We start from the raw sequence: 14730 nt of genomic DNA, 5'->3' as shown, positions 1-14730 counted from the left end.
GGTCACTGCTCCAGCTTGTTGTCGATGGTCTTCACAGCGGCCTCCCAGGCTTCCTCGGCCGACTTGCCGCGGGCGACCAGGGCGACACCGTTGTCCGTCAGGCCCTGCTGGATGATCAGGTCCTTCGGGCCGATGATCTGGACCGGGCTCTTCTTCGCGGCCTCGGCGAAGATCGTGCCGATCGGGGCGTCACCGGTCATCTCGTTCTTGGCGCCGGTCACCTCGGAGGAGGTGTACACGCCCGGGGTGCTCGGGAAGCTGCCCTGTACCGCGAACAGCTTGACCTGCTGCGCGGGCGCGGTCAGCCAGGCGGCCAGCTTCGCGGCCTCCTCGGCGTTCTTGCCGGACTTCGGCACGGCCAGGAAGGCGCCGCCCCAGTTGCCGGACCTGGGGGCCTGGGCCACGTCCCACTGGCCCTTCGCCTCCGGCTTCGACTTGCCCTTGATGGTGCCGAGCATCCACGGCGGGCAGGAGATCGCGGCGAACCTGCTGTTGGCGATGGTCTGGTCCCAGGCCGGCTGGAACTGGGTCTGGTTGCCGACCAGCCCGTCCGTCGCGGCCTCGGAGGTGAGGTCGAAGGCGTCCTTGACGGCCGGGTTGGTCTTGTACACGACCTTGCCGGACTCGTCGTAGAACTTCTTGCTCTCGCTGCCGAGGATCGCGTTCAGCAGACCGCCGGGAGAGTCCATGAAGGTGGTGCCCTTGGGCGCCTTCTTCTGGTAGTCGCGGCCGACGTCGACGAGCTTCGCCCAGTCGCCCGCCCACAGCTTGCCGACCTCGTCGCGGTCGGTGGGCAGGCCCGCCTTCTGGAACAGGTCCTTGCGGTAGCAGATGGCCATCGGGCCGACGTCGGTGCCGAGGCCGACGGTCTGGCCGCTGCCCGTGGTGGCCTGCGCCCACTTCGAGTCCAGGTAGTCGCTCTCCTTGCCGTACTTCGACAGGTCGAGCAGCTTGTCGGACTGGGTCTGGACGACCTCGGAGATGTTGGCGACCTCGACGGCCTGGATGTCCATGAGGCCGCTGTTGGTGGTCAGGTGGTTGACGAGCGCGGGGTAGTAGTTCTCGTTGCGCTCGATGACGTTCTGCTCGATGTTGATGTTCGGGTTGAGCTTCTCGTACTCGTCGAACAGGCCGGCCTCCTTGTAGCCGAACGTGCCGAAGAGTCCCAGCGTGATGGTGGTCCTGCCCTTGCCGCCGCCGTCGCCCGAGGTGTCCGACCCCTTGTCGCCGTCGTCGGCACAGCCTGCCAGCAGGCCGGCGCCCAGCGTCGCGACAGCCGCGAGGGCTACCGCCCTGCGGCGGGTACCGATACGTGCTCGCATTGCGTCCTCCTGTTGCCCTGACGTGCCGACCCCCCGGCCTGAAAATGTGGTGCTCGGGCCCTTTGTGACTCGCTGCGGCTCGGGCGGGGAACGTGCGGGATGTGTATGACCCAGGTAGTGTGGGAGCGCTCCCACCGGTGATGTGTTGAAGGTTCGTGGCTACGGGCGAGGGTGTCAAGACGGTGGGCAGGGTCAGATGCGTTCGGTTATCGGGCTGTTAACTGGAACGGGGGGCGGGGGTGAGGTCCGGCCCGGGGGCCGGGCCGCGGTGTCCGGACGTGACCGGAATCCGCGGTCCCTGCGACCGGAATCCGCGGCCGGTGGGCCGGGACACGGCGGCCGATGTGCCGGGATCCGGCGGTCCGTGCGACGGTCAGCCGCCCGGGTGTGGCCTCGTGGAGGACGATAACCGGCCCGCGGACCGGTACCGGAACCCAGCCCTCCGCCCGCTCGGGGGCCGGAAGCGGAATGCTGGGAGAAGGCCCTGTCCGGCCGGGCTGTTAGATTCCTGGCCGACGTGATGTGACGGAGGGCTGATCGCATGGCAAGCCACGGAGCACGAGGCCGCAGCGGCGGCAGGCCGACCCTCGAAGAGGTCGCCGCGCGGGCGGGCGTGGGCCGCGGCACGGTCTCCCGGGTGATCAACGGCTCCCCCCGGGTCAGTGACGCGACCCGGGCGGCGGTGGAGGCCGCGGTCGCGGAGCTCGGGTACGTCCCGAACACGGCGGCCCGCGCCCTCGCGGCCAACCGCACCGACGCCATCGCGCTCGTCGTGCCCGAGCCGGAGACCCGGTTCTTCGCCGAGCCCTACTTCTCCGACATGCTCAAGGGCGTGGGCGCGGAGCTGTCCGACACGGAGATGCAGCTGCTGCTGATCTTCGCGGGCAGCGACCGGGAGCGGCGCAGGCTCGCCCAGTACCTGGCCGCGCACCGCGTGGACGGGGTCCTGCTGGTGTCGGTGCACGCCGACGACCCGCTGCCCGATCTGCTGGCCCAGCTGGAGATCCCGGCGGTGATCAGCGGTCCGAGGTCCGAGGCGGAGACGCTGCCCTCGGTCGACTCCGACAACTACGGCGGCGCCCGCTCGGCGGTGGAGCACCTGCTCTCCCGGGGCCGGCGCCGGATCGCGCACATCACCGGCCGTCTGGACGTCTACGGCGCCCAGCGGCGTGCGGTCGGCTACCGGGACGCGCTGGCCGACGCGGGCCACGAGGTGGACGAACGGCTCGTGGAGCCCAGCGACTTCACCGAGGAGGACGGCGTGCGGGCGATGACCGCCCTGCTGGAGCGCTGCCCCGACGTGGACGCGGTGTTCGCCGCGTCCGACGTGGCGGCGGCGGGCGCCCGCCAGGCACTGCGCGCGGCCGGCCGCCGTATCCCGCAGGACGTGGCGCTCATCGGCTACGACGACTCGGCCATAGCCCGCCACATGGAGCCGCCCCTCACCAGCGTCCGCCAGCCCATCGAGGAGATGGGCCGCCGGATGATCGACCTCCTGCTCACGGAGATCGCCGACCGGCGCCCGGCCGCGTCGCGGGGACTGGAGCGCCGTCAGGTGGTCCTGCCGGCGGAACTCGTGGAGCGGGCGTCGTCCTGAGGGATGTGGCGTGCCTCACGCCCCGCCCTCCGGGGCGTGAGGGCGCCCGGAAAACAGTTCAGGCGGTGACCTCCTGCGAGGTCACCGCCTGACTGATCAGGGTGAGTGACGGGACTCGAACCCGCGGCATCCTGGACCACAACCAGGTGCTCTACCAGCTGAGCTACACCCACCATGACCGGCGGTTGGATCAGTTTCTTCCCCGACCGGCCGAGAAAAAGTGTACAGGGTCCGAAGGGGTGCTCGCGCACGCCTTTTCGCGGGGCCCCGTGAGGGGCCTCCCGGCGGCCTCTACTGCGCGGGCAGCACGTGCTTGGCGGCGATGGACTTCGCGGTGTCGGAGTCCGGGCCGGGCTGCGGCACAAAGACCGCCTCGCGGTAGTAGCGCAGCTCCGCGATCGACTCGCGGATGTCGGCTAGGGCGCGGTGGTTGCCGTTCTTCTCCGGGCTGTTGAAGTAGGCCCGCGGGTACCAGCGCCGGGCCAGCTCCTTGATGGAGGAGACGTCGACGATGCGGTAGTGGAGGTAGTCCTCCAGCGTCGGCATGTCACGCAGCAGGAAGCCGCGGTCCGTGCCGACCGAGTTGCCGCACAGCGGGGCCTTGCCCGGCTCCTTCACGTGCTCCCGCACATACGCCAGGACCTGCTCCTCGGCGTCCCGGAGCGTCGTGCCGTCCGCCAGCTGGGCGAGCAGCCCGGACGCGGTGTGCATCTGGCGCACCACCTCCGGCATCGTCTCCAGCGCGGAGTCCGGCGGACGGATGACGATGTCCACGCCCTCGCCCAGCACGTTCAGCTCGGAGTCGGTGACGAGGGCGGCCACCTCGATGAGCGCGTCGTCGGACAGCGAGAGGCCGGTCATCTCGCAGTCGATCCACACCATACGGTCGTTCATGTGTCTCACCTTACGGGGCGCCGGGGCGCCCTGAGGAGTGGCCGCGGCACCCCCGGCGACGCGTACGGCCCGGCGCCCCCGGGGTGTCCGGGGGCGCCGGGCCGTGGCGGCGGATCCGTGTCACATACCGGTGCGCTGCCCCGGCAGGCTGGCCAGCGGGACCGCTCCCGCGTGCGCCGCGCGACGGGACTGGATCGGGACGGGACTGTCCGGGTGGAGGCCCGGCGGCGGTCCCGGCGGCGGGACGAGCTGCGTGGACGGACCCGACAGGGCGGCGGCCGTGACCGGCGCGACCTCGGCGGGTTCCGTGCGCTCGCTCTGCGGTCTGCGCGCCCGGTACGCCGCCCGGTACGCGGCCGGGGACGAGCCGAGCTGGCGGCGGAAGTGCCCGCGCAGCGCGACGGGGGAGCGGAAGCCGCAGCGGCCCGCCACCTCGTCCACCGAATAGTCCGACGTCTCCAGCAGCCGCTGCGCCTGGAGCACCCGCTGGGTGATCAGCCACTGCAGCGGGGCCGAACCCGTCAGCGAGCGGAAGCGGCGGTCGAAGGTGCGGCGGCTCATGTAGGCGCGTGCCGCCAGCGTCTCCACGTCGAACTGCTCGTGGAGATGCTCCAGCGCCCAGGCGACGACCTCGGCCAGCGGGTCGGCGCCGATCTCTTCGGGTAAAGACCTGTCGAGATAGCGCTCCTGGCCGCCGCTGCGGCGCGGCGGGACCACCAGCCGGCGGGCCAGCGCGCCCGCCGCCTCGTTGCCGTGGTCCGTGCGCACGATGTGGAGACAGAGGTCGATCCCGGCCGCCGTGCCCGCCGACGTCAGCACGTCGCCGTCGTCGACGAACAGTTCTCTGGGATCGACATGCACCGACGGATAGCGCTTGGCCAGCGTCGGCGCGTACATCCAGTGGGTGGTCGCGGGCCGGCCGTCCAGCAGGCCGGCCGCCGCGAGCACGAACGCCCCGGTGCACAGTCCTACGATGCGGGCCCCTTCTTCGTGCGCCCGGCGCAGCGCGTCGAGCGCCTCCGCCGGCGGCGGGGAGGTGATCGACCGCCAGGCGGGCACGACGACGGTGCCTGCCCGCGAGATCGCCTCCAAGCCGTGCGGCGCGGTGAGTTCCAGGCCCCCTGTGGTCCGCAGCGGGCCGTCCTCTCCCGCGCAGACCAGCAGCCGGTAGCGCGGTACGCCGGCGTCCTGGCGGTCGATGCCGAACACCGACAGCGGGATGGAACTCTCGAAGATGGGGCCGCCGCTGAACAGCAGCACCGCGACGATCTCCTTGCGGCGTCGCCCGGACAGTTTCCGGGCTGCGGCGTCCGCGGTGGCAGTGGAGTCGTGGCTCATACTGCTAAGCCCCCCTCGGTGGTCGCGGCTCCTCGGTTGTGTCGCTCCTGCACGTTTCCCCTCGGTCCTGCACGAGTCCCCCGCCGTAAGACAAATCAAGATCGAATCTACTGCGTCACGCCGTACCTCGGTGACCAGTCTCGGCACCCGGCACATTGTCGACATGGCAACTTGGCGTAAAGCATTCGATCACGAAGGGTTGCACTCGCGGGCCGCGTAGGGAAGTGCGCCTCGTCGCGGTGGCCAATCCACGTAGGGTGCGCGAGGCACCGGAGACCCTTTCCGTGCAGGTCGAACGGTGGTTGGGGGGTGTTCGGACAGGGGGTTGGACGGCTTTGGGAAGTTGGCTGAAAAGAGGTGGGCGGGGGTGCGAAAACCGGTCAGTCAACCGGTGAATTCTCGCCCGCCCGGCGGCCCTGGCGATGTGACACCGTGCCACCGGGCGAGTGCCCACCGTGCTGTCGCGGCGCCTCGCCCGGCTCCGGGCGGCCCGTCCGTTCCCCGGCCCGGCGCTCGGAACGGCGCAGCAGGACCCGGCACGCGGCGGTGACCGCCGCGAGACCGGAGGCGGCGCCGGCGGCCCCCGCGAGCGAGGTGCCGTACCCGACGAGGACCACCGGGACGAGGACGCAGCTGAAGGCCGCCCAGCGGACCACGGCGGTCGAGGACTCCTGGGCCGCGCCGGGTGGGGGTGTGCGGGACGAGTGCATCGGGTGCTCCCTGTGCTCCCTGTGCGGTGGATCACCCCGGTCAACGCCCGTCCGGCCGGTGGGTCACTGCCTGTCCCGCCGTGCGGGGGACCGGTCGGCCGCACGCCGTCCGCCCGGCCGCCCGTCGGCCGCCCGCACGAAAATTACTTGAATCCTGACCGAAGCACCTGTACAGGCCAGCAACCGTTGCGTTACGGGCGCCCCCTCGTGCATGCTCCCTGGAACCCCGTGCGGTTCGCACGGGATCTGGGCTAAGGAGGCGTGCCGCCGTACCCTTGGGGGTATGGGGTCGGGAAGATGTTTCCCGGACACAGCTCCGCCGCACACTTCGTCCCCACCCACACAAGGATCACGACGCCGAGACAGCCATGGCCGGTCACGAATTCTTCGAACCCGCGGACCGCAAGCGGCCCGTCGCCGATCCCACGGCGGCCGAGCCCCTGGCGGCGGAAGAGTCACGCCATCCCTGCGACCCCGCCTTCAAGCACGGCGTGGTCGTCGGCTTCGACGGCTCGACCTCCAGTGAGCGTGCCCTCGCGTACGCCATCGGCATGGCCCACCGCTCCGGTTCGGGCCTGATCATCGTCCATGTCGCCAACCGGCTGCCGACCACGGTGTGGGCGGGCTGCGAGCCCCCCGTCTTCGTGGACGTGCCGGACCACCGCACCGAGGTGCTCGGCCTGGAGCTCGCCTGCGCCGAATACCTCGCCGAGGTGCCGTGGATCCTCGTCGAGCGCGGTGGTGACATCTGCCACGAACTCGAAGAGGTCGGCCGGGAGTACGAGGCCGACGCGATCGTCGTCGGCTCCACCCACGGCATCGTGGGGCGTATTTTCGGCTCCGTCGCCGGACGGCTCGCCAAGCGGGCCAAGCGGCCGGTCATCGTCATCCCGTAACTCACTTCCGTCCCAGGTGAGATGCGGCGTACGCCGGCTCAACTCCCTTTGTGCAGCGTGCGGGTCAATTCGCGCGCAGAGGTGTTTGTGCCCTTGTGAAGGGCATATATCGGTCACCGTACAACTGCACATGCATGAAGGGAGCCCGCCGTGGACAACGACGTCTCTGCGGGAGGCACCACCACCGCCGCCGGCCGACTCGCCCTGGGGACGACCCTCCTGGCCTTCGGGCTGGGATCCACCGGTGTGATCGACGACGTGACGGCGGCCGACGCCGTATCCATCGCCCACTACGTCGGCGGCGTCGCGCTGTTCGTCGCCGGCCTGTTCGCCTTCCGGGACCGGGACACCGGCACCGGCACGGCCTTCTCGGTCCTCGGTGCGCTGTGGTTCACCTGGGCCGTCACCGAAGCGGGTTCCGCGAACGCGGCGGGGCTGTTCTATCTGCTGTTCGCCCTCGTGGTGCTCTCGCTCGCGGTCGCCGGCGGGGACCGGCTCTCGCAGGGCACGTACGGGCTGTTCCTGGTCGGGCTGGTGCTGACGGCCGTCGGCGTCCTCGCCGACAGCGAGAGGCTCGCCGAGGCGGGCGGCTGGTTCGCCGTCGCGGCGGGCGCGGTGGCGTGGTACGCGGCGACGGCGGCTCTCGCGCACTGGCCGACCGCGCTTCCCGGGCGCGCTGCGGGCCGGGGTGTGACGGCCGCCGGCTGAGGTCAGCGCGGGGCCGCGGCGCTCGCCCCGGCCCCTGTGGAGACGGCCCCCCACGTATCGGTGGCGTACGTGGGGGGCCGTTCTGTCCGTCCTGTCCGTGCCGGAGCGTCATGGCTCGTCGCGCGGTTCCCCGCGCCCCTGGGGCCTGTCCGGCAGCGGGGTTCCCTACTCCACGGTGACCGACTTGGCCAGGTTGCGCGGCTTGTCGATGTCCCGGCCGAGGGCCAGGGCCGTGTGGTACGCGAGGAGCTGGAGCGGGATGCCCATGAGGATCGGGTCCAGCTCGTCCTCGTTCTTGGGCACGAGGATCGTCTGGTCGGCCTTCTCCTGCTCCTGGTGGGCGACCGCCATGATCTTGCCGCTGCGGGCCTTGATCTCCTCCATCGCGGCCCGGTTCTTCTCCAGCAGGTCGTCGTCGGGGACGATGGCGACCGTCGGGAGGGCGGGCTCGATGAGGGCGAGCGGGCCGTGCTTGAGCTCGGAGGCGGGGTACGCCTCGGCGTGGATGTAGGAGACCTCCTTGAGCTTCAGGGACGCCTCGCGGGCGACCGGGTAGCCCCGGACGCGGCCGATGAAGAGCATCGAGCGGGCGTCGGCGTACGCCTTGGCCAGCTGCTCGATCTCCGCCTCCTGCTCCAGGATCTCGGCGATCTGGGCGGGCAGCTTGCGCAGGCCCTCGATGATCCGCTTGCCGTCCCGGACGGACAGGTCACGGGTGCGGCCGAGGTGCAGGGCCAGCAGCGCGAAGGACACGCAGGTGTTGGTGAAGCACTTGGTCGACACGACGCAGACCTCGGGGCCGGCGTGCACGTAGATGCCGCCGTCGGCCTCGCGGGCGATCGCCGAACCGACGACGTTGACGATGCCGAGGACGCGGGCGCCCTTGCGCTTCAGCTCCTGCACGGCCGCCAGCACGTCGTACGTCTCACCGGACTGCGACACGGCGATGTACAGGGTGTCGGGGTCCACGACCGCGTTGCGGTAGCGGAACTCCGAGGCCGGCTCGGCGTCGGCGGGGATGCGGGCCAGCTCCTCGATCATCTGGGCGCCGATCATGCCCGCGTGGTACGAGGTGCCGCAGCCGAGGATCTTCACACGGCGGATGCGGCGGGCCTCCCGGGCGTCCAGGTTCAGGCCGCCGAGGTGCACGGTGGAGAAGCGGTCGTCGATGCGGCCGCGCAGCACGCGGTCCACCGCCTCGGCCTGCTCGTGGATCTCCTTGTGCATGTACGTGTCGTGGCCGCCCATGTCGTAGGAGGCGGCCTCCCACTCCACGGTGGTGGGCTCGGACGTGGTCCGGGTGCCCTCGGTGGTGTAGGTGCGGAAGTCGTCGGCCTTCAGCGTGGCCATCTCGCCGTCGTCGAGGGTGACGATCTGGCGGGTGTGGGCGACCAGGGCGGCGATGTCCGAGGCGACGAACATCTCCTTCTCGCCGATGCCGAGGACGACCGGCGAGCCGTTGCGGGCGACGACGATGCGGTCCGGGAAGTCGGCGTGCATCACGGCGATGCCGTAGGTGCCCTCGATGACCCGGAGGGTCTCGCGGACCTTGTCCTCCAGCTTCTCGCCCTGCGCGCGGGAGATGAGGTGGACCAGCACCTCGGTGTCGGTCTCGGAGAGGAACTCGACGCCGTCCGCCTCCAGCTTGCGGCGCAGGTCGGAGGCGTTGTCGATGATGCCGTTGTGGACGACGGCGACCTTGCCCTCGGCGTCCAGGTGCGGGTGGGCGTTCTCGTCGGACGGGGCGCCGTGGGTGGCCCAGCGGGTGTGGGCGATACCGGTCGTGCCCTTGAAGCGCGCCGGGACCTTGGCCTCCAGGTCGCGCACCCGGCCCTTGGCCTTGACCATCTTCAGGCCGGCCGACCTCGGGGAGGACACGACGATGCCCGCCGAGTCGTAGCCGCGGTACTCCAGGCGCTGCAGACCCTCCAGGAGGAGGGGGGCGACGTCACGCTTGCCGATGTATCCGACGATTCCGCACATACAGAGGTATTCCTAGCCGTAGACGATCCGGCGGAGCTGCCGGAGCGTGAGCTCCGGCGGTGCCACCGCCCTGTACTTCAGGTCCGCCTCGATCCGTTCGAAGATCTCCGCGTTCAGCAGGCCCTGGGCCTGGAGCTCGCGGTGGCGGCGTCGGACGAACTCCGCGGTCGTCTCGTCGAAGTAGGCGAGTACGTCCTGGATCACCCGCAGCGCCTCGCCCCGGTTGAGGGGGGTGGAGCGCGTCAGATGATCGACCAGTTCGTCGTGCACCCGTAGATCCTGGATGAGGGGAACGCCTTACGCAACAATCTTGCCCGATTTCGGGCAGGCAGGCGCGACGGGTGACCTTTTTTGTCACATTCGCTTCAGGATCGCCTGCTTCGCCAGGGAGAACTCCTCGTCCGTCAGCACCCCGTCGCGACGCAGCTCGCCCAGCTCGCGCAGCCGCCGCAGCAGGGCGTCGTGATCGTCCTCGGCGGCGGCCGGGAGCGCCGCGCGGGACTCCGGCGGCGCGGACGGCGGATCGTCCACGGGTGCGGCCGGGTGCGGCAGACGGGCCTGTACGGCGGCCGCCACCAGCGCCATCAGCGGGTCCTTCCTGAAGCCCCACAGCTCGACCGCGTTCGGGTCGTACTTCGGCGGGGCCTTGGTGGGGGAGTGGCGCAGGGCGAAGCGCAGATGGCCGTTCTCCAGGCCGACGGCCGGCTGCCACTCCACCGCCGCGATGTCGGAGACCGGGATCGTCCGGGTGCCGGAGGACGCCTTGGCGTCCTCCGTCTTCCAGTTCCACTCCAGGCGCACGTGCTCGCCGTCGAAGGCGGCCGTGCCGTCCCCGGCGGACGCCGACAGCGGGACGGCCGGCCCCGGCAGCAGATAGCGGTCCACCGGCGCGGACGGCACCTCGTCCAGCAGCAGCGCGTTGCGCACCTCGTCCGTGACGTACTCGGCGACGCCGTAGCGGTCGGACTCGACGAGCAGCTGGTACGGGTCGTGGGACTCGGTGAGCCGGCCGCCCGTCGCCTGGAGCAGCGGGTCGGCGCCCTCCCGCAGCCGCAGCCTCAACCGCCCGTTCCTCCTGCCCTGTTCGAACGAGATCCCCGCCAACGCGTGCAGCGGGACGACGAGTTCACCCAGTTCCCGGCGCAGCAGGCCGACACCCTTGTCCCGTCCGGGCGTCAGGCGCAGCACGTCGCCGTCGAAGATCCACGTCCCGTCCCTCTGGATGATTTCCGCCATGCGGGGGATTGTTCCACCCGTCTCGCGAGAGAGTTGGTCCGTACCTGTCGGAGCTCGACGGAGAGACCTTTCGTGGGTACGGAGGAATCGTTCGTGAGACAGCACCACAGAACACTGCGCCTGCTCGGGGCCCTGCTGCTCGCCGCCGTGGCGGGCACGTCCGCCACCGGGGCGGCGCCCGCCGGGCGCACCGCCGCCCCCACCCCGCTCGACCAGGTGATCCCGGCGCCGGTCTCGGTGGAGCCGGGCGGAGCGCCGTACCGCCTCACCGACCGCTCACGGATCCGGGTGACGGACTCCCGCGGGGCGCGCGAGGCCGGCGAGTACCTCGCGGGCCTCCTGCGGCCCTCCACCGGCTATCGGCTGCCGGTCGTGACCGGCGGCGGGGGCGACATCCGGCTGCGGATCGTGAAGGGAGCCTTCCCCGCCGAGGGCTACCGGCTCGACAGCGGACCGAAGCGGCTCACCATCAGCGCGGGCACCCCGGCCGGTCTGTTCCACGGTGTCCAGACCCTGCGTCAGCTGCTGCCCGCCGCGGTCGAGAGGGACTCCCGGCAGCCCGGCCCCTGGACGGTCGCGGGCGGCACCGTCACCGATGCCCCGCGCTATGCCTGGCGCGGCGCCATGCTGGACGTCTCCCGGCACTTCTTCACCGTCGCCCAGGTCGAGCGGTACATCGACCAGCTGGCCCTCTACAAGATCAACAAGCTGCATCTGCACCTCAGCGACGACCAGGGCTGGCGCATCGCGATCGACTCCTGGCCGCGCCTGGCCCCCTACGGCGGCTCGACCCAGGTCGGCGGCGGCCCCGGCGGCTTCTACACCAAGGCCGACTACCGGCGGATCGTCCGGTACGCCGCCTCCCGCCATCTGGAGGTCGTCCCCGAGATCGACATGCCCGGCCACACCAACGCCGCCCTCGCCTCCTACGCCGAGCTGAACTGCGACGGCGTCGCGCCCCCGCTGTACACCGGCATCGAGGTCGGCTTCAGCTCGCTGTGCGCGGGCAAGGACATCACCTACGACTTCGTGGACGACGTCGTGCGCGAGCTGGCCGCCCTCACCCCGGGCCGGTACCTCCACATAGGCGGCGACGAGGCGCACTCCACGAGCCACGCGGACTATGTGCGGTTCATGGAGCGGGTGCAGCCGGTCGTCGCGAAGTACGGCAAGAGCGTGGTCGGCTGGCACCAGCTGACCGGGGCGACTCCGGCGCCGGGCGCCCTCGCCCAGTACTGGGGGCTGGACGGCACGGGCGCCGCGGAGAAGGAGCGGGTGGCCGCGGCCGCGCGCGCCGGCACCGGGCTGGTCCTCTCCCCGGCCGACCGGGTCTACCTCGACATGAAGTACGACGCGTCCACCCCGCTCGGGCTGTCCTGGGCGGGCTACGTCGACGTCCGGCGCTCCTACGACTGGGACCCGGGCGCCTATCTGCCGGGCGTGCCCGCCTCGGTGGTCAAGGGCGTGGAGGCGCCGCTGTGGTCGGAGACCCTGCTGACGTCCGCGCACATCGAGTACATGGCGTTCCCGCGGCTGCCCGGCGTCGCCGAGCTGGGCTGGTCGCCGGCCGCCACCCACGACTGGGACGGCTACCGGGTGCGGCTCGCGGCGCAGGCCCCGCGCTGGGACGCCCTCGGCATCGGCTACCACCGGGCCCCGCAGGTGCCGTGGCCGGCCCGGTGACCGGATGAATCCGGCGGGCGCCCCGGAGGACCGTCTCCGGGGCGCCCGCGCGTGAGGGGAGCCCGTCAGAACCCGGCGAGGGGGTTCCGCAGCGTGCCGACCAGCTGGAGCGCGGCCGACGGGTCCGCCAGGTCCACCATCTGCCGGTTGTCGCGCAGCTGGAGGCGGTTGAGGCAGGACAGGGTGAACTCGGGGGCGAACATGTCGTACTGGCGGAACTTGTCGGCCAGTCCGGGGTTCGCCTCCTGGTACTCGCGGGTGACCCCGGCGACCGTGCGCCAGAAGACGTCCTCGTCGACGGCCCCCTCGTCGGCGAGGTTCGCGGCGAGGAAGCGGAAGAAGCAGTCGAAGACGTCCGTGAACACCGACAGCAGCTTCTGGTCGTCCGGGACCTCCACCCGGATCCGGGCGACCTCGGGCGGCAGCACCGCGTCCGGGTCCATGACCACGATCTCCTCGGCGATGTCCTTGTAGACCGCGCGCTGCACGGCGCCGTCCCTCAGGACCAGGATCGTGTTCTCGCCGTGCGGCATGTACGCCAGGTCGTAGGCGTAGAAGCTGTGCAGCAGCGGCACGTAGTACGCCCGCAGATAGCCGCGCAGCCAGTCCTCGGCCGTCAGCCCCGAGCGCTCGATCAGCGCGGCCGCGAAGCCGCGGCCCTCGTGGTCGACGTGCAGCAGCGCGGCCATCGTGGCGAGGGACTCGCCGTCCTGGAGGGAGGCCACGGGGCTCTCCCGCCACAGCGCGGCCAGCATCTTGCGGTACGGCGAGTAGCGGTCGGTCGCCCGCTCGTACTCCAGGTGCCGGTAGCCGACGGCCGCCCGCTCACGGATGATCGACAGGCCCGTGGACCTCAGCACCGGGTCGCTCTCGATCAGCTGGGCCAGCCAGTCGTTGATGGCCGGGGTGGCCTCCATGTAGGCGGCCGACAGCCCGCGCATGAAGCCCATGTTGATGACGGACAGGGCCGTCTTCACATAGTGCTTCTCGGGCTGCGAGGAGTTGAAGAAGGTCCGGATGGACTGCTGGGCCAGGTACTCGTCCTCGCCCTCGCCCAGGCACACCAGATGGCGGCGGGCGACCTCGGCGGCGAAGGTGACGGACAGCTTGTTCCACCACTGCCAGGGGTGGACGGGGATGAGCAGGTAGTCGGCCGGGTCCAGGCCCTGGTCCGACAGCTGCCGGCCGAACCGCTCGACCGTGGCCTCGCCCAGTTCCTGCCGGACGAAGGTCTCGTACGCGATGCCGACGCCGGCCGTGAACGCGGCCCGTGAGCGGTGGGCGGCCAGCCACACCAGACGGACCGGGCTCGCGGTCTCCGGCGCGTACGCCAGGTACTCGTGGACGCCGAAGCCGAGCCGGCCGTTGTTGGCGACGAAGCAGGGGTGGCCCTCGGTCATCCCCGTCTCGATGGCCTGGAACCCGCTGTCCACGAGGTCGGCGACCGGGATCTGCGGCTTGGTGAGCTTGTAGCAGGTGCCGGAGAGGGTGGAGGAGATCTCCTCCAGGTAGACCGGCAGGATCTCGTCGCTCAGACCCAGGGAGTCCTTGAACTCGATGAAGAAGTCCAGGGCCGCGAGGGGGAGTTCCGCCCCGTCGCGGTGCCGGGTGATCGAGCCGGCCTCCACCTGCCAGTGGTCCAGGGCACGGCGGACGGCGGCGAAGCGGTAGCCCGTCAGCCCGTCGTCGCTGCGGACGGTGTACGTGTCCCCGTCCTGCTCGGGCATGAGCAGCCGCTCGTGGGCGAACTCGGCGAGCGCCTTGCGGATCAGCAGCCGGTTGGCGAGGTCCCAGCGCTCGGGGGTGAGGTGGGCGACGGCGTCGGCGGGGCTCATGCGGCCACCGCCGTCGCGGCGAGGAACTGCTCACGGGTGCAGAAGCTCAGCAGGGCCCGCTTCTCCGGCTTGTCGATCTCCCGCTCGGGCAGGAACCCGACGGCCTCGTTGAGCGTGTGCACCGCCTTGTTGTCCACGTCCGGCTCGACGACCACGCGCTCGACGGCCGGGTCCTCGAAGAGACGGGCCATCACCGCGGTGATCACGGCCCGGGTGAACCCGCGCACGGGCGTGTCCGTCGGCGGGGTCAGGAAGTGCATGCCGATGTCGCCGGGCCGCGGCTCGTACAGCCCGGTCAGCTCGCGGTGGCGGGGGTCGTAGTACTCCATCAGGAAGGCGGGCACGCCGTCGCGGAGCCCGAGCAGGGCGTGGTGGTGCTTGTCCGCCGCGATCTCCATGTAGGCACGCTCGACGTCCTCCAGGCGGGCGTCCTGCATCATCCAGAACGCGGCCTTGGGGTGGGTGACCCAGGCGTGCAGCAGCTCGGCGTCCCGCAGGGGGTCGAGGGGGCGGAACGTGAAGGTCATG

13 protein-coding genes and 1 tRNA gene are annotated in these 14730 nt (G+C 71.1%); 4 read left to right on the top strand and 10 right to left on the bottom strand.

Annotation, left to right across the window (positions count from 1 at the left end):
- Positions 1 to 2: 2 nt before the first annotated feature.
- Entirely contained in the window at positions 3 to 1322 is a 1320-nt protein-coding gene (locus tag ACIQGV_RS05045) for an extracellular solute-binding protein (protein ID WP_402490597.1), read from the bottom strand.
- A gap of 541 nt (positions 1323 to 1863) precedes the next feature.
- On the opposite strand from ACIQGV_RS05045, the gene ACIQGV_RS05040 reads away from it, so the two are divergent.
- Positions 1864 to 2919: a LacI family DNA-binding transcriptional regulator gene (locus tag ACIQGV_RS05040; RefSeq protein ID WP_402490594.1), complete on the top strand. Its 1056-nt coding sequence runs from the start codon at positions 1864 to 1866 to the stop codon at positions 2917 to 2919.
- A 100-nt stretch (positions 2920 to 3019) separates the two neighbouring features.
- On the opposite strand, the gene ACIQGV_RS05035 is transcribed toward ACIQGV_RS05040, so the two are convergent.
- The 4 genes from ACIQGV_RS05035 to ACIQGV_RS05020 form a co-directional block, all read right to left on the bottom strand.
- A tRNA-His gene (locus ACIQGV_RS05035) sits at positions 3020 to 3092 on the bottom strand.
- A gap of 118 nt (positions 3093 to 3210) precedes the next feature.
- Entirely contained in the window at positions 3211 to 3813 is a 603-nt protein-coding gene (orn, locus tag ACIQGV_RS05030) for an oligoribonuclease (RefSeq protein ID WP_402490592.1), read from the bottom strand.
- A 120-nt stretch (positions 3814 to 3933) separates the two neighbouring features.
- Entirely contained in the window at positions 3934 to 5151 is a 1218-nt protein-coding gene (locus ACIQGV_RS05025) for a helix-turn-helix domain-containing protein (RefSeq protein ID WP_402490589.1), read from the bottom strand.
- A 380-nt stretch (positions 5152 to 5531) separates the two neighbouring features.
- Positions 5532 to 5861 carry a hypothetical protein gene (locus tag ACIQGV_RS05020; RefSeq protein WP_402490586.1) on the bottom strand — a complete coding sequence of 110 codons (330 nt, stop codon included), beginning with the start codon at positions 5859 to 5861 and terminating at the stop codon, positions 5532 to 5534.
- A 368-nt stretch (positions 5862 to 6229) separates the two neighbouring features.
- Between ACIQGV_RS05020 and ACIQGV_RS05015 the strand changes: the two genes are divergently transcribed.
- Both ACIQGV_RS05015 and ACIQGV_RS05010 read left to right on the top strand, forming a co-directional pair.
- Positions 6230 to 6757 (top strand): universal stress protein, encoded by a 528-nt coding sequence (locus ACIQGV_RS05015; RefSeq protein WP_402490585.1) that lies wholly within the window; start codon positions 6230 to 6232, stop codon positions 6755 to 6757.
- Between the two features lie 150 nt (positions 6758 to 6907).
- Positions 6908 to 7465 (top strand): GPR1/FUN34/YaaH family transporter, encoded by a 558-nt coding sequence (locus ACIQGV_RS05010; RefSeq protein WP_402490582.1) that lies wholly within the window; start codon positions 6908 to 6910, stop codon positions 7463 to 7465.
- A 165-nt stretch (positions 7466 to 7630) separates the two neighbouring features.
- On the opposite strand, the gene glmS is transcribed toward ACIQGV_RS05010, so the two are convergent.
- From glmS to ACIQGV_RS04995, 3 genes are all read right to left on the bottom strand, one after another.
- Entirely contained in the window at positions 7631 to 9448 is a 1818-nt protein-coding gene (glmS, locus tag ACIQGV_RS05005; protein WP_402490579.1) for a glutamine--fructose-6-phosphate transaminase (isomerizing), read from the bottom strand.
- A gap of 12 nt (positions 9449 to 9460) precedes the next feature.
- Entirely contained in the window at positions 9461 to 9718 is a 258-nt protein-coding gene (locus ACIQGV_RS05000) for a hypothetical protein (RefSeq protein ID WP_402490577.1), read from the bottom strand.
- 84 nt (positions 9719 to 9802) lie between these two features.
- A complete protein-coding gene (locus ACIQGV_RS04995; RefSeq protein WP_402490575.1) occupies positions 9803 to 10684 on the bottom strand; it encodes a DUF4429 domain-containing protein in 882 nt (293 codons plus the stop codon).
- Positions 10685 to 10777: 93 nt separating this feature from the next.
- Between ACIQGV_RS04995 and ACIQGV_RS04990 the strand changes: the two genes are divergently transcribed.
- On the top strand, positions 10778 to 12367 hold the full coding sequence (locus ACIQGV_RS04990) for a beta-N-acetylhexosaminidase (RefSeq protein WP_402490572.1): 1590 nt from the start codon (positions 10778 to 10780) through the stop codon (positions 12365 to 12367).
- Between the two features lie 65 nt (positions 12368 to 12432).
- On the opposite strand, the gene ACIQGV_RS04985 is transcribed toward ACIQGV_RS04990, so the two are convergent.
- Positions 12433 to 14202, bottom strand: a complete 1770-nt coding sequence (locus tag ACIQGV_RS04985; RefSeq protein ID WP_402490570.1) for an IucA/IucC family protein — start codon at positions 14200 to 14202, stop codon at positions 12433 to 12435.
- A complete protein-coding gene (locus tag ACIQGV_RS04980) occupies positions 14199 to 14729 on the bottom strand; it encodes a GNAT family N-acetyltransferase (protein WP_402491049.1) in 531 nt (176 codons plus the stop codon). Before ACIQGV_RS04980 ends, ACIQGV_RS04985 begins: the two co-directional genes overlap by 4 nt.
- Position 14730: the final 1 nt, after the last annotated feature.

The sequence above is a fragment of the Streptomyces sp. NPDC093094 genome (genome assembly GCF_044754345.1).
Classification (GTDB): Bacteria; Actinomycetota; Actinomycetes; order Streptomycetales; family Streptomycetaceae; genus Streptomyces.
This window is presented reverse-complemented; position numbering and strand designations above follow the sequence as displayed.